Genomic DNA, 23,939 nt, shown 5'->3' with positions numbered 1-23,939 from the left:
TTTTTTTTTAATAAAATATTAAAATGTCAAAAAATAGAAAACCAAATGTTTTATCAATTGACGAATTAGAAAAAATGAATACAAAACAATTATTAGCTTATCTACATAAACTACATACTTGTGAACAATCATTTGAAAAATCTGATATGATTAACAATCCTGAAATAGTAGATAAAAAAACTATTTACTATAAACAATCGGATAATTGGAAGCAAGCTTATAAAAATGTAAAAGAAATTCTAAAAACAAGAGAACATATCCATTAGTTAGTTGTTATTATTTTTTTTCAAAAACTCATCTGTAAAATGCTGTGTTTTCTTACCTGCCGAAAACTTCGTTTGATTGTAACCTGCTGATTTATTTTTTGAATACAAGAATATATCCATCTAAATCACTTCCGTAATTAATTACTAATGAATCTCCAGCAATTTTATAAAAATCACCTTGTTTCTTATTTTCAACATATAAAATTTTATACTCTATTTTATCATTTAGTTTTTCTTTAGAAGTATAAAAATCATAATTACCAGTTACAATTCCAGCAGTTTCATCTACATGATTAACAACACTTAATTTATTTGTCGAAGTATTAAATTCCCAAATAACTTTTCCTTTTTCATGTTGAATAAAAGCTTGATCAGGGTAAAATCCATATGTTTTATCTAAATTCCAAACTCCATTCAACTCTTTATCTACATTGTTATTTTTAGAGTAATCATCATTTTGACATCCAAAAAATGCAAAAATAGAAAATGTACAAAATGCTACTTTTAAAATTGCTTTCATAATGTTATTTTATTAGTTTAATTTCTAATAAGATAATTAATCATAAAAAGGTTGCGTCAAAGTATTATTTAATTATTCTTCTTTCAAAAACTCATCTGTAAAATGTTGTGTCTTTTTCTCTGTAGAAAATTTAATTTGATTATAGTCTGAAGATTTATTCTTTAGAATTGAAAGTGAATTCCATTTATTATCTTTTATTAACTTTCCTATAAAAACAATTTGACCAACATGATATGGATAATGCGCCAATTGACGATTAATGGCTTCTATTACTGTATGTCCTTCATTTCGGATATAGATGATTTGTTCTAAATCTTCATCCGTTTTGATTTGTGCTAAAGCATTAAACAAACACTTCCAACCTTTCTCCCATTTCTCTAAAAGTTGTTCTTTAGTTTTGATTGTATCTTCAAATTCTTCATCACGATTTCGCCACTCTTTTTCACCATCTGTTGTCAAAAAATCAGTCCAACGCGACAACATATTTCCTGAAAGATGATTCACGATAATCGCAATACTATTTGAGTTTTCATTGTATTGCCAAAACAATTCTTCATCTGTTAATTGCGAAAATGTTTTCTCTCCCAATTGTTTATAATACTGGAATTGTTTGATAATCCCGTTTACTAAATTATTTTCCATATTTTGTTAATTGGTTCCTTGTAAATTTTTGTGATTATGTTTGCGTTTATAATGTGTTTCCTTAAATTGATTTTTATCCGTTGTCACAATTGAGATATTTCCATCAATCTCCATCATCGCCAATTTCACATCTTTGATATGTTCCACACCATGTTCGCGCATTGCTTCGTTCAATTCTTCCGAATTAATTCCCAATTTGCACAACATCGTAAAATCAGCTTTTCCATTACGGATTAAAATTTCAGGTTTTTGTTCAATTAAGTTTCCTAAAAATTTATTCTTTAGCAGTATCTTTTTGACAATAAAATTTAAAAGAAACAATACAAAAGCTGCTATCAATCCACCTTGCAAGCTCGAATCTGAACCAACCATAGCATTTTGAACAGCATTACTAATCAATAAAATCAAAATAACATCTGCTGTATTTAATTGCGATAATTGTTGTTTACCAAAAATTCTAAGTGCAATTAACATAAAAAAATACACCGAAATACAGCGCAAAACGATTCCTAAATAACCTTCCATACATTTATTTTAAGGTAAATAAAAGGTACTAAAAAATCCGTTCTGAAATTGGAACGGATTTAAAAATTTATTTTGATTTTCGAAGAATATAAATTCTGGAAACTCTTAAAATTAAATAAATAATTGCGAGATAAAACTTTTTCTCATAAAACAATTCAAGACCTTTTATTGGGAAAAATTTTTCTGATAAAAACGCTAACAATAAAATTACAATAACTGCAATACTAACAATATTAATTGCTTTATCCATTAATCGTTATATTTTGGTTGAATATTTTTCTTCATCATTTCGTATAAAGAATGTCCAATTCCTTGCGTAATTTCTGATAGATTTTCGAAATTAATCACCGAAACTTCATCATTTTTTTGATGATAATGATGTTGATTTTCCATGTTTACAGAAGAAAGCGCATGCGATACCACTTTATGATTTACAAAATTTACATTATCCGAACGATAAAATAATTGTTGTTGTAAATAAGGATCGTTTTCGACTTTGAATGTTCTAGTCGAATTGTTGTTCATCAAATTCATCAAATCCGAACGATCGCTACCTGTCATATACACTTTTCCTTCGCCAAAAGCAGAAACAGTTCCAATCATTTCTAAATTTAACATCACTTTCATATTTGGTAAATAAGACTGAAAATCTGTATTTTCTACCAACATTTTAGAACCAATTAATCCAATTTCTTCAGCATCAAAAGCCATAAACATCATGGTTTGTTTAACTTTTTTATTTTTGAAATAATCAGACAAAGCCATTACAGCCGAAGTTCCACTCGCATTATCATCTGCTCCATTAAAAACTTTATCATCGCCTTTGTCATCTGTTCCAACATGATCAAAATGCGCACCTACAGCGTAAATATCAGACGATTTACCTTCTTTGATTCCGCAAACATTTTGTCCCGTTTTCCCTTTATATTCAAATTCGATTAAATATGAATCACCAACACAAGGTTTTAATTTATTTTGTTTGAATTTTTCAGCAATCAATTCAGCAGCCAATCGATTTTCGGGTGTTCCAAATTTTCGACCTTGCATAGCATCAGAAGCTAATTCTTCGACATATTTCTTTTGATTTTCTTTAGAATATTGCGCGTTTGATTGATTGAATGCAAGTAATCCAATTGCAAGTAAAGTATATTTTTTCATTTTCTGTGTGAGCTTAATTTGACGGAAGATACGAAAAATTAACTTTTCTTCTCAAACATCTAATTATAAACACATGGAAAGATATTTTCTTTTACCAATTCTGTTTTTTCATTTACCTTTTTAAAATACCAAGAAGTAGTATGAGGTCCGGTTGAGATTATATTTGATTTGAAATCATTTAAATTAATCTTAAATCCTAACTTCTTAAAAATCGAATCATTTTCTTTATTTAATCTTATGAAAATAAGGTTATTATTAATCATAGTTGCATAATAATTAGTCTTTATTCCATAAAGTTTGTATCTAGAAATACTTGATAATTGTAAATAATCTTTTTTATAATTTAAATACCAAACATAGCCTTTATTAATACAATAATCATTAAGATTTATATTCGTAATTATTTCTTTTAAATTTTCATCATTTAAAACCACTAATTCAGCAGAAAAATTTTCTTTTATTTCTTGAGCAAAAAGCAAATTAGAAAATAACAATAAAAGTATTATAGTTTTGATACTATTCATATTAACTTTTCTTCTCAAACATCAATTCTTTTACTTTTTCTTTGTCTTCTTTTTCATTCTTTAAGTCGAACATTGTTCCGAAAATACGATCCCAAAATGTATTGGAAACGCCAAAACCTAATTCTTCGTCTTTATAATGATGCAAATGATGATTGCGCCAAAGTGGTTTCATAAACTTGAAAGGCGGCGCAACAGCGTGAATCAAATAATGCATAGACGCATACAATAAATAGCCAATCATAAAACCAGGAAAAAAAGCAAAAGCATATTTACCTAAAATTAAATATTGAATCAAGAAAATGATTGACGCCAAAAGAATACTAGGAACTGGAGGCATAAACAAACGTTGTTTATCGCGCGGATAATGATGATGATTTCCGTGAAAAATGTAAACAATTCGTTTTAGACTTGGTTGTTCAGCTGTCCAATGAAAAAGATAACGATGCGCAAAATATTCGAACAATGTCCAAAATAACATCGCTCCAAAAAATAAGCAGATAACTGTCAAGGCAGATAAATCGTAACGAGAAATTCCATAATAAATACAGTAGGAAAGTAGAGGTATGTACATTCCCCAAATAACTGCGGGATGACCTTTTGTCAACATTTCGAGGTATTTGTTTTCGAAGATTTGTGCTTGACCTTTATTATGTATTTTCTCAAATTTCATGGTTACAAAATTTAATTTACTTAAAAATAAGGCTTTAACACATTTTAAACAAACAATCTCTAAAAATTAATTGTTAAAAAAAATCCGAAAATCAAACTTTGATTTTCGGATTGTATGATGAATAAGATAATTCTTATCTTTTTTCAATTTCAACGTAATCACGTAATGGTGCTCCTGTGTATAATTGACGAGGACGACCAATTGGTTGATTCGTCTCGCGCATTTCCATCCATTGTGCAATCCATCCTGGTAGACGTCCAACAGCAAACATAACTGTAAACATTTCAGTTGGGATATCTAACGCTTTGTAGATAATTCCTGAATAGAAATCTACGTTTGGATATAAGTTTCTTGATTTGAAATACTCGTCTTCTAAAGCAGCTTGCTCTAATTTTTTCGCAATATCTAAAATAGGATCATTGATTCCTAATTTCTCTAAAACGTTATCCGCAGCAACTTTGATGATTTTCGCACGAGGGTCAAAGTTTTTATAAACACGGTGTCCGAATCCCATTAAACGGAATGGATCGTTTTTATCTTTTGCTTTTGCTAAGTATTTTTCAACATCTCCACCATCATTTTTGATCGCTTCTAACATTTCTAATACTGCTTGGTTAGCACCTCCGTGTAATGGTCCCCATAATGCAGAGATACCACCAGAGATAGAAGCAAATAAACCTGCGTGAGAAGAACCTACTAAACGTACACTTGATGTAGAACAGTTTTGTTCGTGATCTGCGTGTAAGATTAATAATTTGTCAATTGCATCAATAATAACTGGATCTAAGTCTAATTCTTGACCTGGTTTTTTGAATAATAATTGATAAAAGTTTTCTACGTAAGATAATTTATCGTTAGAGTAGTTAACTGGTAATCCTTTAATTTTTCTTTGTGTCCAAGACGCTAATACTGGGAATTTACCTAATAAAGTAACTGCCGCTCTATACATATCATCTGGAGAAGTAACGTCTACAACTTTTGGGTTGAATGCTGATAAAGCAGCTGTTAAAGATGTTAATACTCCCATTGGGTGAGCAGAACTTGGGAATGCATCTAAGATTTTGATTAAATCTTCTGACACATAGTTGTACTCATTAATATCAGCGATAAATTTATCTAATTCAGCTTGTGTAGGTAATTCTCCTTTGATTAACAAATACATTACTTCTACGAAAGAAGATTTCTCTGCTAATTGTTCAATAGGATATCCACGGTACATCAATTTACCTTCTTCACCGTCTAAAAATGTAATTTTAGATTCGCATGCCCCTGTATTTTTGTAACCTGGATCCATTGTAATTAATCCAGTAGCACTTCTTAACTTGGAAATATCAATAGATTTTTCATCCATTGTACCAGTTGTAACAGGTAGCTCCAACTCATTTCCGTTGTAATTTAATATTACCTTATCTGACATTTTATAGTTTATATTATTTATTGCGTAATTTACACTTTTTTTATTAATTTGAGACTGATAAATATCAGTCTCAAATTATTTTATCGCTTAACTTTAAAAGCCTTAAGTCCTGGAAAGATTGCAGTTTCTCCAAGAATCTCTTCAATGCGTAATAATTGGTTGTATTTCGCCATACGATCAGAGCGAGAAGCAGAACCAGTTTTGATTTGTCCTGTGTTCAAAGCAACAGCTAAATCTGCAATTGTAGCATCTTCTGTTTCTCCAGAACGGTGAGACATAACTGCTGTATAACGTGCATTTTGCGCCATTTGTACTGCTTTGATCGTTTCTGTTAACGTACCAATTTGATTGAATTTTACTAAGATAGAATTTGCTGTTTCAGCATCAATTGCTTTTTCTAATTTAGTTACATTCGTTACCAATAAATCGTCTCCAACAATCTGAACACGTTTACCGATTTTATCTGTTAAGATTTTCCAACCTTCCCAATCGTTTTCGTCCATACCATCTTCGATAGATATAATTGGATACTTCTCTGTCAATTCTGCTAAATAAGCTGCTTGCTCTGCAGAAGTACGGATAGCTCCTTTTTCTCCTTCGAATTTTGTATAGTCATATTTTCCATCGTGATAGAATTCTGATGATGCACAATCTAATGCAATCATAATTTCTTCACCTGCTTTGTAACCTGCTTTTTCTATTGCAGAAATTACAGTATCTAAAGCATCTTCTGTACCATCAAAAGTTGGTGCAAAACCACCTTCGTCACCTACTGCTGTAGATAAACCACGGTCGTGTAAAATTTTCTTTAATGCATGAAAAACTTCTGTTCCTTTGCGTAAAGCATCAGAAAAAGATTCTGCCTGAACTGGCATAATCATGAATTCTTGGAATGCGATAGGCGCATCAGAATGAGAACCTCCATTTACGATATTCATCATAGGAACTGGTAATGTGTTTGCATTAACTCCACCGATGTATCTAAACAATGGTAAACCTAATTCTTCTGCTGCAGCTTTTGCAACTGCCAAAGAAACACCCAAAATTGCATTAGCACCCAATTTAGCTTTGTTTTCAGTTCCATCTAAATCAATCATTACTTGATCGATTAAATTTTGTTCGAAAACAGAAAAACCAATTAATTCTGGAGCAATCACTTCATTTACATTCTCGATAGCTTTCAAAACTCCTTTACCTAAGTACAAGTCTCCACCATCACGTAATTCTACTGCTTCATACTCTCCTGTAGATGCTCCTGATGGAACAGCTGCACGACCTAAAACACCTGATTCTGTATACACGTCTACTTCTACAGTTGGGTTACCACGAGAATCTAAAATTTGTCTTGCATGGATATGCGAAATAATGCTCATTATTAATATTTTTTAATTGATAAAATTTTGATTTACCAAAAATAATGGATTTGAGTAATCTTTACAACGAAATTATCTTTTTTTAAAAATAATTTAATTCAAAAACCATTCGAAAAATTTATGCATGCATAATAAAGAAGTATAATTTCGATGCCTGCAAAGATTATTATTTTTTGAGTGAATTAAAAAAACTTTCGTTAAAAAATTTAATTCGTTATTGTAAGCGTTCCATTTGCATTTACATACACTTGGTAAGTTCTTGGTGCTCTGTTCGCTACTTTTGTAGGTTGTCCTGTTAATAAAATCCATTCAGAATTATCTGCATCACATACAATACTGATGTCATTCTTTACATACAAAGTAGTTTCTGCACCAGGACAAATATGCGGCGCATTACGATCGTAAGCTTTGAAACCAGAAGCCGTACGCACCACAATCAAACCTCTAGAACCAGCTGTTGCTCCATCTACATATACCCATCCTCCTGGATTGTTTAGATTAGAATACAAAGGTAAATTGATATTGATTGAAACATTCACAATCGTATTTGGCACACAACTTACTACACCGTCATCTGAATTACAACCTTGAAATAAGCTTGCAAAAACACAAACCAAAATAACCTTATTTAGAATCGTTTTAATAAATTGTTTCATTTTTAATTTGCTGTATTTTTTTTATTATCTTTGTAGTACAATAACTAAATAGTCCTGCGCATAGTATTACATATGTGTAGGATTATTTATTTTATAAGACCTATTTAATAAAAAATTAATTAAACATTGTTGTTATGGCAAATATACAATATGTAACGAAAGAAGGATTAGAAAAGTTGCGTGAAGAGCTTCATCAGTTAGAAACTTTTGAGCGTCCAAAAATTTCGCAACAAATTGCTGATGCTCGTGATAAAGGAGATTTATCTGAAAATGCAGAATACGATGCTGCAAAAGAAGCTCAAGGAATGTTAGAGATGCAAATTGCTAAATTGAAAGAAGTTGTAGCATATGCACGCGTAATTGATGAATCTAAATTAGACCATTCTAAAGTATCAATATTATCAAAAGTTAAAATAAAAAATACAGCGAACGGACAAGAATTAGTGTACACTTTGGTACCTGAATCTGAGGCTGATTTAGCTAAAATGCGCATCTCTGTAAATACTCCAATCGCAAAAGGATTGTTAGGAAAATCACTTGGAGAAGTTGCAGAAATTACATTACCTAACGGAATGACTTTAAATTTTGAAATTTTAGAAATATCTTTGGACTAAGATTTCAAAAATTAAAAAACATATGGCAAGCATTTTCACTAAAATTATAAACGGAGAAATACCATCATACAAAATTGCCGAAAACGATAAGTACATCGCTATTTTGGACGCGTTTCCTTTGGTAGAAGGTCATGTATTGGTTATCCCGAAAAAAGAAGTCGATAAAATCTTCGATTTAGACAAAGAAACCTATTTAGGTTTAATGGACTTTTCTTATGAAATTGCACAAGCTATAGAAAAAGCAATACCTTGTTTACGCGTTGGCGTAGCTGTTGTTGGTTTAGAGGTACCACATGTACATGTGCATTTGGTTCCTCTAAATACAATGCAAGATATCAATTTCTCAAATCCAAAACTTCAATTATCTGCCGAGAAAATGATCGAAATTGCAGATAATATCAAATCATATTTATAATCGATGAACAAATACATTAAATTAGTAATCGCCGCTGTATTAATCGCTTTAGCAATCTTTTTGTTTACCATTCGCGAATACGGTTGGGGATTTGTTTCGTTATTAGTCGCTGTATTTCCAATTTTATTCTATTTCAGAAACGAAAACATCTTGTTAGCTTTCTGGTTTTTACGTAAAGAGGATATGGCAAAAGCGAAAAAATGGTTACAAAAGATCAAAAATCCATCATCAGAATTAATTCCTAAACAAATGGGATATTACCATTATATGATGGGAATTACTGAAGCGCAGGACAATGTTGCCGTTTCAGAAAAATATATGAAAGAAGCCTTAAACTACGGTTTATCATTTGATCATGACAGAGCAATGGCTAATTTATCTTTGGCTGGAGCTGCAATGTCAAAAGGTAAAAAGAAAGAAGCGGAAGGTTATATTAAAGAAGCGAAGAAAAACGATTCGAAAGGAATGTTTACAGATCAAATCAAAATGATGAATGATCAAATGAAACGTTTCAACGTAAGTAATTCGCAATTACAAAACCCACATATGCGTCACAAAGGACGTAAATTCTAAATGGATATATCAAAATTTACAGAAGAATCATCATCAAACACCAACAAGTGGAAACTGATTGAAGAATTTTTTCAACAAAATTTCACAGACGGTGAAAGACCAGATTTAGATACCATTCTTTTTTTAATCGGTGTTCAAGAATTAGGACAAGGAAAAAAACGATTTAAAAAAGATGATAAACTCAATTTATTACACATTGCAGTTTGTCGCGTGTTAGAACCTTTTGGTTTTTATCGTTTCGATGGATTAGATCCAGATGGTTGGCCACATTTTGAGTTGTTGGAAGATTTACCACCGCTTAAAACTAATGAGCAAACCTTGTTAATGAAATACGCTGTTATACAGTATTTTGATGATCAAAAAATAATAAACTTCGAGTCTTAAGATTCGAAGTTTTCTTTTTTATACAAATCAACTACCACTTTATCTGCATCCAGTGTAAATTTCTCTACATTCAATTCTTCTTTCGATAACCATAACAATTCGTTGATATCAGCATCCAAAATTTTCAATTTAGCCAATGCTTTCTCTGTAATTGTCGCTTTATAATAAATTAATAAAACCTGTTCTGTTGGATCAAAAGCATTCAGCACAAAAAAATCTTGTGTATAAAAATGCTCATGAACTTCCACTTTCAAATTCAATTCCTCTTTTATCTCTCTCCTTATACAATCTTTAGTTCCTTCACCAAACTCCAGTCCACCTCCAGGAAACTTATAAATTAATTCTCCCTGAAACGGCTCGTGAATCACCAATACCTTTCCCTTGTGCTCCAATAACGCATATACACGCACATTAAATGGTTTCATATCTTCTTTTACTTTAAAACCTAAATATATAAAAATTCTTCATTCAATTGTTTATTATTATGGCGTTCCCTTCGGTCGGGCTATCCGTTCCAATCTTTTGTAGAAGAAGATTCTATTACAGATTAGAAAAATTCAATTCCTACAAAAGGATTTCCACTACTATCCCTAACGCGGGTTTTGAGTTATAAGTTGTAAGTTTTGAGTGATAAGTTATAAGACGTTAGATTTACTAGAATAAAAATCTATGCAAACTATCCTCTTGAGGGGATTATAGGGGTGTTTATGAAGTATTACGTAATAAGTTTTATGTTATACGTAGAACGTAGCACTTAAAACCTATAACTTTATTGAACATAAAAAAGCCTCAAGAAAATAATCTTGAGGCTTTTAATAAAAACTGGCGACGACCTACTCTCCCGTAAGTAACAGTACCATCGGCGCAGGCAGGCTTAACTTCTCTGTTCGGAATGGGAAGAGGTGAGCCCTGCAGCTATAGTCACCCTAATATTTTTAAATAGGTTTTAGTTCCTACTATATCTTGACATTATTGAGTTCGAAATTCGTTTTTCGTGTTTCGAATTTCGTTTATACAATCTTTTGGTATTACTTCATTAATCCAAATAAGATTAACTAACCTTCTCTATGACGATTAAATCAATCTTAGTATTTAATCTTTTTAATTTTTGATATTGCTATCATTATCTTTGATTCGTTGTACTTTTTAAGAAAAAGTCTATGGGTAATTAGTACTACTCGACTATGACATCACTGCCTTTACATCTATAGCCTATCAACGTTGTAGTCTACAACGACCCTTTAAAGAAGTCTAATCTTGCGGCGAGTTTCGCACTTATATGCTTTCAGTGCTTATCTCTTCCAAACGTAGCTACTCAGCGGTGCACCTGGCGGCACAACTGATACACCAGAGGTTTGTTCAACACGGTCCTCTCGTACTAGAGTCAACTCCGCTCAAACTTCTAACGATCACAACAGATAGAGACCGAACTGTCTCACGACGTTCTGAACCCAGCTCGCGTGCCACTTTAATGGGCGAACAGCCCAACCCTTGGGACCTTCTCCAGCCCCAGGATGTGACGAGCCGACATCGAGGTGCCGAACCTCCCCGTCGATGTGAGCTCTTGGGGGAGACTAGCCTGTTATCCCCGGAGTACCTTTTATCCTTTGAGCGATGGCCCTTCCATACGGAACCACCGGATCACTATGTCCTGCTTTCGCACCTGATCGACTTGTTGGTCTCACAGTCAAGCACCCTTATGCCATTACACTCTACGCACGGTTACCAAGCGTGCTGAGGGTACCTTTGAAAGCCTCCGTTACTCTTTTGGAGGCGACCACCCCAGTCAAACTACCCACCATGCACTGTCCTTCTATAAAGAAGTTAGGCTCCAAGTAAATAAAGGGTGGTATTTCAACAATGACTCCACAATACCTAGCGATACTGCTTCATAGTCTCCCACCTATCCTACACATTATTTACCCGAAGTCAATACAAAGCTATAGTAAAGGTTCACAGGGTCTTTTCGTCCCGTTGCGATTAACCGGCATCTTCACCGATACTACAATTTCACCGAGATCATGGTTGAGACAGTGCCCAGATCGTTACACCATTCGTGCAGGTCGGAACTTACCCGACAAGGAATTTCGCTACCTTAGGACCGTTATAGTTACGGCCGCCGTTTACTGGGGCTTCAGTCAAAACCTTCGAATTACTTCTAAGCTCCTTCCTTAACCTTCCAGCACCGGGCAGGTGTCAGACCCTATACGTCATATTTCTATTTTGCAGAGTCCTGTGTTTTTGATAAACAGTCGCCTGGGCCTTTTTACTGAGGCTGACATTGCTGTCAGCGACCTTTCTCCCGAAGTTACAGGTCTATTTTGCCTAATTCCTTAACCATGAATCGCTCGAGCGCCTTAGGATACTCTCCTCGACCACCTGTGTCGGTTTACGGTACGGGCTGCACATCTCGCTATTTCTTGGAACAATTTTCAGAGGATTATCACTCTAACCGAAGTCTTCGTGTACTATCCCTACTTTACGTAGGTTCAACGTACTATTCCGTCAGTACGCACCTCCTACAATCATTCGTCACTTTTATTGAGTGCAGGTACGGGAATATTAACCCGTTTGCCATCCACTACCCCGTTAGGGTTCGTGTTAGGTCCCGACTAACCCTCAGCTGATTAGCATAGCTGAGGAAGCCTTAGTCTTACGGCGAATAAGTTTCTCACTTATTTTATCGTTACTCATGCCTACATTTTCTTTTCTAAAAGCTCCACCATCCATTACCAGATGACTTCTGCGCCGTTAGAATGCTCCCCTACCAGTAGTACTTTTGTACTAATCCATAGCTTCGGTAATATGCTTATGCCCGATTATTATCCATGCCGGATCGCTCGACTAGTGAGCTGTTACGCACTCGTTAAATGAATAGCTGCTTCCAAGCTAACATCCTAGCTGTCTATGCAATCCAACCGCGTTTTTTCAACTTAGCATATATTTGGGGACCTTAGCTGATGGTCTGGGTTCTTTCCCTCTCGGACATGGACCTTAGCACCCATGCCCTCACTGCCTAGAAACATATATTAGCATTCGGAGTTTGTCAGGAATTGGTAGGCGGTGAAGCCCCCGCATCCAATCAGTAGCTCTACCTCTAATATACTTAACTAAACGCTGCACCTAAATGCATTTCGGGGAGTACGAGCTATTTCCCAGTTTGATTGGCCTTTCACCCCTACCCACAGGTCATCCGAAGACTTTTCAACGTCAACCGGTTCGGTCCTCCACTTTGTGTTACCAAAGCTTCAACCTGCCCATGGGTAGATCACAAGGTTTCGCGTCTAATACTACTGACTATAGCGCCCTATTCAGACTCGCTTTCGCTACGGCTCCGCACCTGAAGTGCTTAACCTTGCCAGCAACATTAACTCGTAGGCTCATTATGCAAAAGGCACGCCGTCACTCCGAAGAGCTCCGACCGCTTGTAGGCGTACGGTTTCAGGTTCTATTTCAACTTTCTATTCGAAATGCTTTTCACCTTTCCTTCACAGTACTAGTTCACTATCGGTCTTTGAGGAGTATTTAGCCTTGGAAGATGGTCCTCCCATATTCGGACAGAATTTCTCGTGTTCCGCCTTACTCGTTATCAACTTAATAAAAATTTCATTTACGGGACTATCACCCTCTACGGTTAACCTTTCCAGGTTATTCTATTATCATTATAAAGTCTTTAGGGCTAATCCGCGTTCGCTCGCCACTACTTACGGAATCTCAATTGATTTCTTTTCCTATTGGTACTTAGATGTTTCAGTTCCCAACGTTCGCTCTCACTTACGTGAGTGACATGTCTTCAACATGCCGGGTTGTCCCATTCGGAAATCTACGGATTAATGCGTATGTGCCGCTCCCCGTAGCTTATCGCAGCTTATCACGTCCTTCATCGCCTCTCAAAGCCTAGGCATCCGCCGTACGCCCTTTGTAACTTTTTTCTCGATTTAACCGTCATATTATTGAGCGGTTATGTTAATCTTACTCGTTTTCTTGATTAATTGTATACCTTATATAAACTTTGATTTATCTCTAAATCTGTTTTGATTGTATGTTTTTTTTCAATAATGTCAATGAACTCTTCTGCTTTAAACGAATTTCGAAGTTCGAACTTCGTTTATCGCTTCGTGGAGAATATCGGAGTCGAACCGATGACCTCTTGCGTGCAAGGCAAGCGCTCTAGCCAGCTGAGCTAATCCCCCTCTTTTTACGTATTACGTAGAACGTTTAACGTTGTACGTTTGTAGTCTCAGGCAGACTCGAACTGCCGACCTCTACATTATCAGTGTAGCGCTCTAACCAGCTGAGCTATGAGACTCTTTAATACTCTTAAAGAGTGGTCTTTTTAGTTGTAAGATTTTAGTATTGAGAGATAAGTATTTAGATTTATCTAAGTTCTCAATTCTAATATCTAACTTCTAATATATTTATATAATACTACAGAATAAAAAGCCGAATCAAAATCAATCTTCTACTAATAGAAGAAAATTCGTCGTTCTCTAAATATGAGATGTTCCAGCCGCACCTTCCGGTACGGCTACCTTGTTACGACTTAGCCCTAGTTACCAGTTTTACCCTAGGCAGCTCCTTTTACGGTCACCGACTTCAGGTACCCCCAGCTTCCATGGCTTGACGGGCGGTGTGTACAAGGCCCGGGAACGTATTCACCGCATCATGGCTGATATGCGATTACTAGCGATTCCAGCTTCATAGAGTCGAGTTGCAGACTCCAATCCGAACTGAGATAAGTTTTTGAGATTCGCATCTTGTTGCCAAGTAGCTGCCCTCTGTACTTACCATTGTAGCACGTGTGTAGCCCAAGACGTAAGGGCCGTGATGACTTGACGTCGTCCCCACCTTCCTCGCGGTTTGCACCGGCAGTCTCATTAGAGTCCCCGTCTTTAAACGCTGGCAACTAATGATAGGGGTTGCGCTCGTTGCAGGACTTAACCTAACACCTCACGGCACGAGCTGACGACAGCCATGCAGCACCTTGCATTCTGTCCGAAGAAAAATCTATTTCTAGATCTGTCAAATTGCATTTAAGCCTTGGTAAGGTTCCTCGCGTATCATCGAATTAAACCACATGCTCCACCGCTTGTGCGGGCCCCCGTCAATTCCTTTGAGTTTCATTCTTGCGAACGTACTCCCCAGGTGGGATACTTATAACTTTCGCTTAGCCACTGAATCCGAAAATCCAACAGCAAGTATCCATCGTTTACGGCGTGGACTACCAGGGTATCTAATCCTGTTCGCTCCCCACGCTTTCGTCCATCAGCGTCAGTTTATGTTTAGTCACCTGCCTTCGCAATTGGTGTTCTGCGTAATATCTAAGCATTTCACCGCTACACTACACATTCCAGCAACTTCAACATCACTCAAGACTAACAGTATCAATGGCAGTTTCATAGTTAAGCTATGAGATTTCACCACTGACTGATTAATCCGCCTACGGACCCTTTAAACCCAATAAATCCGGATAACGCTTGCACCCTCCGTATTACCGCGGCTGCTGGCACGGAGTTAGCCGGTGCTTATTCTTCTGGTACCTTCAGCTACTTACACGTAAGTAGGTTTATCCCCAGATAAAAGTAGTTTACAACCCATAAGGCCGTCATCCTACACGCGGGATGGCTGGATCAGGCTTCCACCCATTGTCCAATATTCCTCACTGCTGCCTCCCGTAGGAGTCTGGTCCGTGTCTCAGTACCAGTGTGGGGGTTCACCCTCTCAGGCCCCCTAAAGATCATCGTCTTGGTGAGCCGTTACCTCACCAACTAACTAATCTTACGCATGCCTATCCTACTGCGATAAATCTTTCAAAAATTCATGATGCCATGATTTCTATTATAAAGTATTAATCCTCCTTTCGAAGGGCTATCCTTTTCAGTAGGGCAAGTTGCATACGCGTTACGCACCCGTGCGCCGGTCTCTATCTCCCGAAAGAAATATACCCCTCGGCTTGCATGTGTTAAGCCTCCCGCTAGCGTTCATCCTGAGCCAGGATCAAACTCTCCATTGTAAATAATTTTTTTTGAAGCGTTAGCTTCTGTTTTTTACAACTTCGAATTTCCTATAGCTCCATTATTCAAGGATTGACTTCGTTTTATTCGGCTATTTTTTCTTCTGTATATTTTATAATTTCAAATGAACTTCTCATCTTAGCAAAACCTCTCGGCGTTTGCGGTTGCAAAGGTAATACTTATTTTTTAACTAACAAATTTTACTTAGAAAATTTTTAAAATTTTTATTTCAATAAGTCAAATTTACTTTCACTCTCAAACTCCTTTCGGAGTTGGTTTGCAAAGGTAATACTTATTTCTAAACTCGCAAATTTATTTTCAAATAAATTTTATCGCTATATAAGTCCCTATGTCAATTTCAATACTACTCGTCTTTCGTATTGAGGTTGCAAATATACGTACCCTTTTTCCGCTTTTCCAAACATAATTTACATTTATTTTACATTCTTCTCTTAAGTTACTGGTATGATGAGAAATATTTTTTGAAATGTTTGACGGTTTACGCTAAACGGTAGACGAAATAGAGAAAAACGATCGGTGAAAAATAAAAAATTGGAGAAGATTTGTAGATTAGATTGGCATTTTTGACAGAAAAAGAAGGTTTTTAGATTTACGATTCTAGATTTACCTAAGAAAGGTTATCACTATTATAAAGAAAATTGTTCTTTTACATTATTTTAGAATGTGATGCTGAAACGAGTTCAGCAGGACTGGATGAAGGTATTCATGTTGTGAGTTCCTTTCACTTTTAGTAATTTTACGTAAGTAGTTACAACAGGATACGTTCCAACATAAGCAAATGTATAGTTGTGAGTTCCTTTCACTTTTAGTAATTTTACGTAAGTAGTTACAACGGCTGGTGGTCATGCCCTTCCTGCCGGGCGGTTGTGAGTTCCTTTCACTTTTAGTAATTTTACGTAAGTAGTTACAACAGAACTGAGGTAGCGACGTTTACAAAGTCAGTTGTGAGTTCCTTTCACTTTTAGTAATTTTACGTAAGTAGTTACAACTATTGCTGATCAGTTAAACGGCTTAGGAGTGTTGTGAGTTCCTTTCACTTTTAGTAATTTTACGTAAGTAGTTACAACAGAGTGAAATTTCCAATGTTCAGACATATAGTTGTGAGTTCCTTTCACTTTTAGTAATTTTACGTAAGTAGTTACAACAGCAAAAAAATAAAATTTATTATTAATCAAGTTGTGAGTTCCTTTCACTTTTAGTAATTTTACGTAAGTAGTTACAACATTATAAGTCATTAATTGACCACCCGACAAGTTGTGAGTTCCTTTCACTTTTAGTAATTTTACGTAAGTAGTTACAACTTTATTAATGAAATTATTCGTCAAATTGTGGTTGTGAGTTCCTTTCACTTTTAGTAATTTTACGTAAGTAGTTACAACTCGTCGGATGTCGCCATGATATCTTTTATAGTTGTGAGTTCCTTTCACTTTTAGTAATTTTACGTAAGTAGTTACAACACCTACAAAAGTAAGTCCAGCACCTATAACGTTGTGAGTTCCTTTCACTTTTAGTAATTTTACGTAAGTAGTTACAACCATTTATCAAGTTCTTTTTTTGCAGGTATGGTTGTGAGTTCCTTTCACTTTTAGTAATTTTACGTAAGTAGTTACAACACATTGAACAACAATCTCGTTTGAGCTTGAGTTGTGAGTTCCTTTCACTTTTAGTAATTTTACGTAAGTAGTTACAACCTCATTTTAAAAGTCCTTTATATAAAAGGGTTTGAGATGAAATTTAGATATGAGAAAAAAAGTAAAATCCGATAGAAGTTGAGTTTTCTATCGGATTTTTTTATTCCTAAAATAATTCTAATTGTTGTGGACCTGTTGGTAAATCGGTTTCTTTTTTGGAAAAAAATATTTCCATTTGTCCAAATTGTTTATCAGTAATACAAATTATTCCAACTTTACCAAATTCAGGTAATTTAGATTTTGTTCGTCTTATATGTACCTCTGCATTTTCTCTACTTGGACAATGTCGCAAATAAATAGAAAACTGAAACATAGTAAATCCATCATCTATCAACTCTTTTCTAAAACGAGTAGCCTGACTTCTTTGCTTTTTTGTTTCCGTTGGCAAATCAAACAAAACTAAAACCCACATAATACGATAAGCATTATAACGACTAAAACTCATGTCATTTCAGGAAAACGAATCACACGTTGCTCCCCTATCATACACTTATATAAAGAACTTGTTGTAGAGCTTATCGCTACTAACAAAGGTCTTTTCAAACCATCAATTTTTACATCTTTTGTTGCTATTTGTAATAAATGTGCTTTAGCATCTTTACTCATTTCAGTCGGTCGATAAGGCTTATTCATCCATTCTAAGACCAATTCATCAACATAAGGTCGATAAGGTTCCATTATATCATCAGCCAAACAATATGGATTGTATTTATTGCGATGAAAAATACCAATTGTAGGATTTAGTCCAGAACTCACTAAAGCTCTTGCAACCATACTTCGAAGAATAGCATATCCAAAATTCAGAAAATTATTAGGAGCATCACCATCTCGTTCTCTCGTAAAATTGTCAAATAATTGTTTCCAATAATATTGAGCCGCAATCCCTTCCATATTCGTGGAATCTCCCGATTTTACATTCGTTAAATAATTCTGCAGTGGCTCCTCTACAAAACCAAACTTACTTAACAATGCTTTTTGTTGATAAATCTTAGCTTCAATCGTTTGTTTCCACAACTGTTTGCGCAAAGGTTCCGAAACATTAATTTGATGTTTCAATCGCTCACTATGCTCCACATGCCCATTCATTGGTAACATCAACCCTAAAGGCATATGACTATCGTCGCAACTGATTATCGCCACATTATTTTGTTGTAACATCACTATAAGTTGATGACTTAGGGTAATTTGATAATGATCCAACACCAAAAATCCTAAATCTTCAATATGTATAGAGCCTTTGATTTCTTTGGTTGTCGCATCTTCTATTTTCAATTGATTGTCTTTTAATTTTAAATAAGATGGATTACCAATGTAAATGGTGCGTTTTAACATAAACTTACATTTTAATATTCTCCAATATGGATGATTTCTCCTAAATGGTTTGTTCTGACTTTTACTATGGTTTTCATAAAATCCTTACTATAAAAATCTGAGTAAGTAATAAACCTTAAAGACTTAACTAAATAAACAGAAGTTTCTAAATGATGTCTAAACCAAAAACCAGATTTAGAAAGCTCACCAAATTTCTGCACCCTAAATAAATGTTTACTTATTAACGTCTGATTTTTCCTATCAAACAAATCAATTTCATTTGGATTAAAACCTTCTGATGGAAAAACAAACATTTCGTTTTGCTTCATTGTAAATTTAAATGTCCAACCTAAGTGTTGATTGTAGGCTTTATCTACAATTGGTAAACCTTGATTTACATGAGCTACAGCTTCATAAAATGAAATAACTTTTTCTTGAAGATTCCCTTTCTCATCTTCGTAAATAGCTACATGATGATTATTTCCTGTACTCACAAAATCAATTGGAATTTGATTTCCATCTTCATCAAAAATATCATTTCCTAAATGATCCTTTTAACATGTAATGCTTCAGCATTTTTAACTCCTGATATCGTTACACGTTTTATTGCAATTCCTTTTTCTTCATTCAACCAAATTGGATTTTGTTCCAAATCAGAAAAAGCCTTTTTTGAATCTCCTTTAAATTGATCTAACCGAGTTTGTAAAATTCGTTTTACGCCTTCGTCAATCACTTTGTCAATTTTTAAATCAGGTCCAATATCTTTACGAATCGTATAATCATCTTCCAGCCACATTAATTTTACTTTTTCAGGTAATTCTGTTCCGTCTTTTAATAAAATTGGATTTTTTGACAACGCATTTTTTCCTGTAAATGCTTTTTTAGCATCTTTTCCATTTTCGGCTAAACGCTGTAATAAAAGAGATCTATATTGTGGATTCGAAACCATAGCAATTGTAGCCTCACCAAACTTTGCTGAAACTTTTTCTTCTTTAAAAGCATATTGTTTGATTTTGCCATAAACGGTTTCCTTGTGCATTTGTCCTCGAGGAGTTAAAGCAATCTGAACTTTGTCGGTTCCTTTTATTTTGTTCATATTTCGAGTAACAACTTTATTTTTTGCTTTATGCGATACTAAAACAGCTTCTAAATGTTGTTTCGCCAGTTGTCTGAAATTTGGAATAGGTTCATTGAAAACACGTTTATAATTTCCTTTTCCATCATTTATTTTATGCGTTTCTTTTTCTTCAATTCCTAATGCATCTTTACTCGAAATTCTTAAGCTATTTGTATCAATAGCCTTTTTATCTTTTGCATTTGAAATACTATCATATTCATCATTTCTACACGCATTTAAGTTATTTAAATACTGAATAAAAATACGTTTGGTAAATGCAACAGTCAGCGCATCCATAGCATGATGACGATGATCATTACGCTTTGTCCAATCTTTGATGACTTCTTTCGGATTACCATCTTTTGTTGTTTGCATTTCTGTTAAGCCAGCCAAACGATATTTCTCCAAATTCAACTCTTTCATTACATTCACCAAATCCCAATCGTCACGCAAACGATCTGTAACTGAACCAGAAGTTGAAAGCACCGATTTAGTAATTTGAAACAAGATTTCTTTCGCTTTTTTAGCAATATATTGTGAATCACGTAAATCTCTTTGAATAAAACCTTCGCCAATTTCAGAACCTTTCATTGTTAGTTTCTTGTATTTAGCTTTTGAAATTCCCTCATCATTTAAATCAAACAAAGCTTTTGAACGTATCAAAAATTCATTTAATTTATCTTGTCCAAAGGCATCAAAAATATAATCGTAAACCGTTTTATTTCCTTTATCCAAATTGATCTGACGCGGAACTAATGTTTTATTCGAAAAACTATCATCAAACAAACACGATTGAGGAATAATATGTTCGATATCGTATTTTTTTTGTAAAAATATCTTTTCGTTCGATATATTGATTGGTATACAAATCCTTGTACCCATTATTTTTAAGCTCTTGATACAATTTATAACGAATAATATCATTGCGCGTTGGGAACTTAATTCCATCTTCTGTTTGAAGAATCTTAATAATTTTCTCGTGTTCAATTTTTCCTGCATTCATAGCTTTGGTCATTTCCTCACGTTCTTTTACATTCTTCTTAAGTTCACGTGCTAACTCAATACGGATTTCATCAAATTGAAAATTTCTTGCCCTGCCTGCTTTCTCCAATTTATCATTTTCAGTATCAATCAATGTATTCACTACATTTACCATCTGATTCAGAATTTTCTCAACTACAGGATTGCGCAAACTATTTTTTGGAAGAATATCTAAACGAGATTTTAATTCACGATTTTCTAATTCTTCTTTGGTTAAAGAGTTTTTAGAATGACGATATCCAGCTAAATCACATGCTACAGAATATTCATTTTCTTTTATAAAAGGATATATTTTACGAATTGCTTTACTACTTAGACTTCCATAATCATCTTGAAAGGCAACTGTTCCCATTACTTTAGCTTGCTCTTTATTGAAACCAAATTTTTGTTCTAATAATCGATACAAAGTGTCCATTCCAGTTGGTGAATTGTCTTCTTCATACGCATACAACAAATGCCACAGCTGAAAAGATAATTGCTCATCAAAAACTTTTCCTTCTAACTCTACATTGAAATCTAAAATTTCAGATTTAATTCCTAAATGATTAAAAATAGCTTGCACCATTTCCTTAATTTCAGATGCAGGTTTGTCAATATCAGCTAAAGTAATTTCGTTTTTATTCAATTTTAATTTCAATTCTTCACGCACATCATAACCTTCGTTATCTAGAATAGTCAAATAAGCATTATAAAGGGCTTGATTAGTACGATTTCCTTCTAAACTTGTATAATTAATTTCCCAATCTTTAGGTTTATCAACTAACAATTTTAAAACTTCAGATGCAGTAAGATTTCCCTTTAGATTTAATTCTTCAAATAAGTGATTTTTATCGTTTTCATTTAAAAGCACAACTTCATTTGTAATCTTATTTTTCAATTTTACATTATGAAGAATTTGCCAAATTTTGAATTCTTGAAATAAAGGTGCTGATTTTGGAATAACGCGTAAACCAACAGTTTTCTTTTTATCATCTTTAATTATTTTTCTTTGTTCGAACTCACAAATTGAAATCAAACCTTTTTGAGATTTTAGTTTACGTTGATAGAAAATAACAACATCTCGAATTTCTTCTTTTAAAGAATTGGTAAATATGTTTTCACGATTTTTTGCTTGAACTTCCCAAATCTTTTCAAACTCATCCATATAATCCTGACGATAAAACACTTGATTTTTTAAACGTGCATGCGGATTATTTTGTAACTGAGTATATTGATATTGACCTACGGTTTGGTTATTGAAGTACAACTCTTTGCTTCTATCTGAAATTGCACCTAAATAACCAGAAGAATTAGCTAATTGACCATTAATCTCTTGCAAAACAATCGCAATTTGTTCTAAATTTAATTGGTTAGACAAAGCGTCATTTCGCCATTGGTAATTCTCTAATTTTAAATCATCACGTTTTAAATTGCGCTTTATTCCAACCAAATTAAAAGGGACTTTTAAAAATGCCCAAGTCGCTACTTTTCCTTTTCCCTTTAATTCTTCTTTTAAATTATCTGTAAATAATTCAGTATAAAATTGCTTTTGAAAATCTCATATCTTATCAAATTCAGACTGTAAATCCGAACGATAAAAATCAGGAACCTTTTTCTTTCCAGACTTTAACAAATCCAAAACATATTGCCCTGGTGTAAGATTTTCATGATATAATTTTTTAGCGATGTCCATACCATCAATCAAAGAACCTTCTTCGGTATTGTTCACTTTATGTGAACTTTTGTAACCGCGCTTTTTGTTGATTTGAAACAGAACACGAGCCAATTCGTGAAGCTCCAATTGTTTTTCAGCTGATAATGCTCGTAAACGAAAAGTTTCAAAAGTTGTTTTATTCCCATTCTCAGCTAAAATAGTTTCATTATCAATCCATTTCTGTGCTTTCAGAATTTGTAAAAGATTTTCTCTTCGAAGTTTAAATCGTTGAAGATTACGACGAGCCGAACGCGCTAAAGTTCTACCTGCATTTGTTGTAATAGGTTTACCTTTTTCAAAGTTTGTTTGCTCATCAGTTGTTAAAGTATTTACACGAACACCTATTTTTCTATAGAAGATTGTTCATTATTATTTGTAGCTTCTTTTACAAACGCCCATCCAATAGAGTTGGTTCCTAAATCTAATCCAAGTATATTTTTAGCCATAAGTATTATCTTTTGCGTATTAAATTACATCAAAAATAATTTATACAATTACGGTTTCACGTAATCATATATAAATATTTTATATCAATATTTGTATTGAAAGGAACTCACAATAAGGATTATTCCGTTGTGAAAACATTTAGCGCCTCGACTATCTTCGGGGCTTTTTTTATTTAAATATTTTTGTCCAAAACAAACCAACTTATATAAATAGGTTATTGTATAAACTAAAGAACAACTAGTTTAATTTTATCTAAAATATTAAGTTGTTTAACAATTACCAATTCTAGTAGTTGATGTTTCACGATTTATTCCCTTGATTTAACATCTCAATTCTTTTAGCATCTTCTGATGTAAAATCTGGATCAACATAAATATGTACTCTTTTAATCAGACTGCCTTCAAATTCAAAAACATTACAAAATTTACCAAATGAATTTTTATTATCAGGCCACTTTATTCCCTCTTTCGTTTCTCCACCTTCTTGTCCTTCAACGATTATATATTTATCGGATACTATGATATTAAAGTTTTTAACATCGTGATGAAGGCTTTTTAATCCATTTCCAAGTGTTTCGCCAAAGTGTTTTATACCTTCCTTTCCTTTAGTGTATCCATATTTCGGGAAGTACAATTCAACATCTTCAGTAAATAAATCAAAATAAGTACTATCAAAAGTACCATTATCAATTTTTTCAAAATATTTTAAGACAACTTCTTTTCTTTCTGTAATCATTATTTTCATTTTTAATATTCTGATTGTATTCAGTTATTTAAAACTAAATAACAACAAATTATCAATATTGAAAACGATGATTTTTCTTAATTTTTTAAATTATTTTTTTTTATATTTATAGGTAACAAGAAA

General features: G+C 33.9%; 18 protein-coding genes, 2 tRNA genes, 3 rRNA genes, 1 pseudogene and 1 CRISPR repeat array. Of the genes and pseudogenes, 5 read left to right on the top strand and 19 right to left on the bottom strand.

Annotated elements, in window-relative coordinates:
• The first annotated feature begins 23 nt into the window (after positions 1-23).
• Positions 24-266, top strand: coding sequence for a hypothetical protein (locus FH779_RS03035; RefSeq protein WP_114999239.1), 243 nt, complete (start codon positions 24-26; stop codon positions 264-266).
• Between the two features lie 91 nt (positions 267-357).
• Here FH779_RS03035 and FH779_RS03030 read toward each other — a convergent pair whose 3' ends face one another.
• The 9 genes from FH779_RS03030 to FH779_RS02990 form a co-directional block, all read right to left on the bottom strand.
• Complete coding sequence (locus tag FH779_RS03030) at positions 358-786, bottom strand: hypothetical protein (protein ID WP_114999237.1); 429 nt, start codon at positions 784-786, stop codon at positions 358-360.
• A gap of 72 nt (positions 787-858) precedes the next feature.
• A complete protein-coding gene (locus FH779_RS03025) occupies positions 859-1,428 on the bottom strand; it encodes a DUF1572 family protein (RefSeq protein WP_114999235.1) in 570 nt (189 codons plus the stop codon).
• A gap of 6 nt (positions 1,429-1,434) precedes the next feature.
• On the bottom strand, positions 1,435-1,953 hold the full coding sequence (locus tag FH779_RS03020) for a DUF421 domain-containing protein (protein ID WP_114999233.1): 519 nt from the start codon (positions 1,951-1,953) through the stop codon (positions 1,435-1,437).
• A gap of 249 nt (positions 1,954-2,202) precedes the next feature.
• Positions 2,203-3,111: a M28 family metallopeptidase gene (locus FH779_RS03015; RefSeq protein WP_114999229.1), complete on the bottom strand. Its 909-nt coding sequence runs from the start codon at positions 3,109-3,111 to the stop codon at positions 2,203-2,205.
• A 59-nt stretch (positions 3,112-3,170) separates the two neighbouring features.
• Positions 3,171-3,635: a hypothetical protein gene (locus FH779_RS03010; protein ID WP_114999226.1), complete on the bottom strand. Its 465-nt coding sequence runs from the start codon at positions 3,633-3,635 to the stop codon at positions 3,171-3,173.
• Between the two features lies 1 nt (position 3,636).
• Entirely contained in the window at positions 3,637-4,305 is a 669-nt protein-coding gene (locus FH779_RS03005; protein ID WP_114999224.1) for a sterol desaturase family protein, read from the bottom strand.
• Between the two features lie 133 nt (positions 4,306-4,438).
• Positions 4,439-5,722, bottom strand: a complete 1,284-nt coding sequence (locus tag FH779_RS03000) for a citrate synthase (RefSeq protein ID WP_114999222.1) — start codon at positions 5,720-5,722, stop codon at positions 4,439-4,441.
• Positions 5,723-5,802: 80 nt separating this feature from the next.
• On the bottom strand, positions 5,803-7,095 hold the full coding sequence (gene eno / locus FH779_RS02995) for a phosphopyruvate hydratase (protein ID WP_038333789.1): 1,293 nt from the start codon (positions 7,093-7,095) through the stop codon (positions 5,803-5,805).
• Positions 7,096-7,301: 206 nt separating this feature from the next.
• Complete coding sequence (locus FH779_RS02990; RefSeq protein ID WP_114999220.1) at positions 7,302-7,751, bottom strand: hypothetical protein; 450 nt, start codon at positions 7,749-7,751, stop codon at positions 7,302-7,304.
• Positions 7,752-7,885: 134 nt separating this feature from the next.
• Here FH779_RS02990 and greA point away from each other — a divergent pair, with 134 nt between their 5' ends.
• The 4 genes from greA to FH779_RS02970 are packed head-to-tail and all read left to right on the top strand — an operon-like array spanning position 7,886 to position 9,737.
• A complete protein-coding gene (gene greA, locus FH779_RS02985; protein WP_019976987.1) occupies positions 7,886-8,365 on the top strand; it encodes a transcription elongation factor GreA in 480 nt (159 codons plus the stop codon).
• Between the two features lie 22 nt (positions 8,366-8,387).
• Positions 8,388-8,780, top strand: coding sequence for an HIT family protein (locus FH779_RS02980; protein WP_114999218.1), 393 nt, complete (start codon positions 8,388-8,390; stop codon positions 8,778-8,780).
• A gap of 3 nt (positions 8,781-8,783) precedes the next feature.
• Entirely contained in the window at positions 8,784-9,353 is a 570-nt protein-coding gene (locus tag FH779_RS02975; RefSeq protein WP_038333778.1) for a tetratricopeptide repeat protein, read from the top strand.
• Positions 9,354-9,737, top strand: coding sequence for a hypothetical protein (locus tag FH779_RS02970; RefSeq protein WP_052217679.1), 384 nt, complete (start codon positions 9,354-9,356; stop codon positions 9,735-9,737).
• On the opposite strand, the gene FH779_RS02965 is transcribed toward FH779_RS02970, so the two are convergent.
• From FH779_RS02965 to FH779_RS02920, 10 genes and pseudogenes are all read right to left on the bottom strand, one after another.
• Positions 9,734-10,162, bottom strand: a complete 429-nt coding sequence (locus tag FH779_RS02965; protein ID WP_180905999.1) for an NUDIX domain-containing protein — start codon at positions 10,160-10,162, stop codon at positions 9,734-9,736. The two genes, FH779_RS02970 and FH779_RS02965, sit on opposite strands and share 4 nt — an antisense overlap.
• Positions 10,163-10,557: 395 nt before the next feature.
• Positions 10,558-10,666, bottom strand: a 5S ribosomal RNA gene (gene rrf / locus FH779_RS02960).
• Positions 10,667-10,885: 219 nt separating this feature from the next.
• Positions 10,886-13,669: ribosomal RNA gene (locus FH779_RS02955) — 23S ribosomal RNA — on the bottom strand.
• A 187-nt stretch (positions 13,670-13,856) separates the two neighbouring features.
• Positions 13,857-13,930 (bottom strand) — tRNA-Ala (locus tag FH779_RS02950).
• A gap of 42 nt (positions 13,931-13,972) precedes the next feature.
• A tRNA-Ile gene (locus tag FH779_RS02945) sits at positions 13,973-14,046 on the bottom strand.
• Positions 14,047-14,231: 185 nt separating this feature from the next.
• Positions 14,232-15,750, bottom strand: a 16S ribosomal RNA gene (locus FH779_RS02940).
• Together the 16S, 23S and 5S rRNA genes with 2 tRNA genes alongside form the textbook arrangement of a ribosomal RNA operon.
• A 729-nt stretch (positions 15,751-16,479) precedes the next feature.
• Positions 16,480-17,463: direct repeats of the CRISPR family, unit length 48 nt; unit sequence GTTGTGAGTTCCTTTCACTTTTAGTAATTTTACGTAAGTAGTTACAAC.
• A 106-nt stretch (positions 17,464-17,569) separates the two neighbouring features.
• A complete protein-coding gene (gene cas2 / locus FH779_RS02935; RefSeq protein ID WP_180905998.1) occupies positions 17,570-17,908 on the bottom strand; it encodes a CRISPR-associated endonuclease Cas2 in 339 nt (112 codons plus the stop codon).
• Positions 17,905-18,795 carry a type II CRISPR-associated endonuclease Cas1 gene (cas1, locus tag FH779_RS02930; protein WP_180905997.1) on the bottom strand — a complete coding sequence of 297 codons (891 nt, stop codon included), beginning with the start codon at positions 18,793-18,795 and terminating at the stop codon, positions 17,905-17,907. Before cas1 ends, cas2 begins: the two co-directional genes overlap by 4 nt.
• A gap of 11 nt (positions 18,796-18,806) precedes the next feature.
• Positions 18,807-23,071, bottom strand: a pseudogene (cas9, locus tag FH779_RS02925) (type II CRISPR RNA-guided endonuclease Cas9).
• Between the two features lie 301 nt (positions 23,072-23,372).
• Positions 23,373-23,807: a nuclear transport factor 2 family protein gene (locus tag FH779_RS02920; protein WP_180905996.1), complete on the bottom strand. Its 435-nt coding sequence runs from the start codon at positions 23,805-23,807 to the stop codon at positions 23,373-23,375.
• Positions 23,808-23,939: the final 132 nt, after the last annotated feature.

Origin of the sequence: Empedobacter falsenii (assembly GCF_013488205.1) — a bacterium.
GTDB lineage: Bacteria > Bacteroidota > Bacteroidia > Flavobacteriales > Weeksellaceae > Empedobacter > Empedobacter falsenii_C.
Note: the sequence above shows the minus strand (reverse complement) of the source record. Positions and strands in the feature narration are given on the sequence as shown.

Bases quoted from the DNA above. Each gene is read 5' to 3' on its own strand.
- FH779_RS03035 (WP_114999239.1), top strand. From the start codon at position 24: ATGTCAAAAAATAGAAAACCAAATGTTTTATCAATTGACGAATTAGAA.
- FH779_RS03030 (WP_114999237.1), bottom strand. From the start codon at position 786: ATGAAAGCAATTTTAAAAGTAGCATTTTGTACATTTTCTATTTTTGCA.
- FH779_RS03025 (WP_114999235.1), bottom strand. From the start codon at position 1,428: ATGGAAAATAATTTAGTAAACGGGATTATCAAACAATTCCAGTATTAT.
- FH779_RS03020 (WP_114999233.1), bottom strand. From the start codon at position 1,953: ATGGAAGGTTATTTAGGAATCGTTTTGCGCTGTATTTCGGTGTATTTT.
- FH779_RS03015 (WP_114999229.1), bottom strand. From the start codon at position 3,111: ATGAAAAAATATACTTTACTTGCAATTGGATTACTTGCATTCAATCAA.
- FH779_RS03010 (WP_114999226.1), bottom strand. From the start codon at position 3,635: ATGAATAGTATCAAAACTATAATACTTTTATTGTTATTTTCTAATTTG.
- FH779_RS03005 (WP_114999224.1), bottom strand. From the start codon at position 4,305: ATGAAATTTGAGAAAATACATAATAAAGGTCAAGCACAAATCTTCGAA.
- FH779_RS03000 (WP_114999222.1), bottom strand. From the start codon at position 5,722: ATGTCAGATAAGGTAATATTAAATTACAACGGAAATGAGTTGGAGCTA.
- eno (WP_038333789.1), bottom strand. From the start codon at position 7,095: ATGAGCATTATTTCGCATATCCATGCAAGACAAATTTTAGATTCTCGT.
- FH779_RS02990 (WP_114999220.1), bottom strand. From the start codon at position 7,751: ATGAAACAATTTATTAAAACGATTCTAAATAAGGTTATTTTGGTTTGT.
- greA (WP_019976987.1), top strand. From the start codon at position 7,886: ATGGCAAATATACAATATGTAACGAAAGAAGGATTAGAAAAGTTGCGT.
- FH779_RS02980 (WP_114999218.1), top strand. From the start codon at position 8,388: ATGGCAAGCATTTTCACTAAAATTATAAACGGAGAAATACCATCATAC.
- FH779_RS02975 (WP_038333778.1), top strand. From the start codon at position 8,784: ATGAACAAATACATTAAATTAGTAATCGCCGCTGTATTAATCGCTTTA.
- FH779_RS02970 (WP_052217679.1), top strand. From the start codon at position 9,354: ATGGATATATCAAAATTTACAGAAGAATCATCATCAAACACCAACAAG.
- FH779_RS02965 (WP_180905999.1), bottom strand. From the start codon at position 10,162: ATGAAACCATTTAATGTGCGTGTATATGCGTTATTGGAGCACAAGGGA.
- cas2 (WP_180905998.1), bottom strand. From the start codon at position 17,908: ATGAGTTTTAGTCGTTATAATGCTTATCGTATTATGTGGGTTTTAGTT.
- cas1 (WP_180905997.1), bottom strand. From the start codon at position 18,795: ATGTTAAAACGCACCATTTACATTGGTAATCCATCTTATTTAAAATTA.
- FH779_RS02920 (WP_180905996.1), bottom strand. From the start codon at position 23,807: ATGATTACAGAAAGAAAAGAAGTTGTCTTAAAATATTTTGAAAAAATT.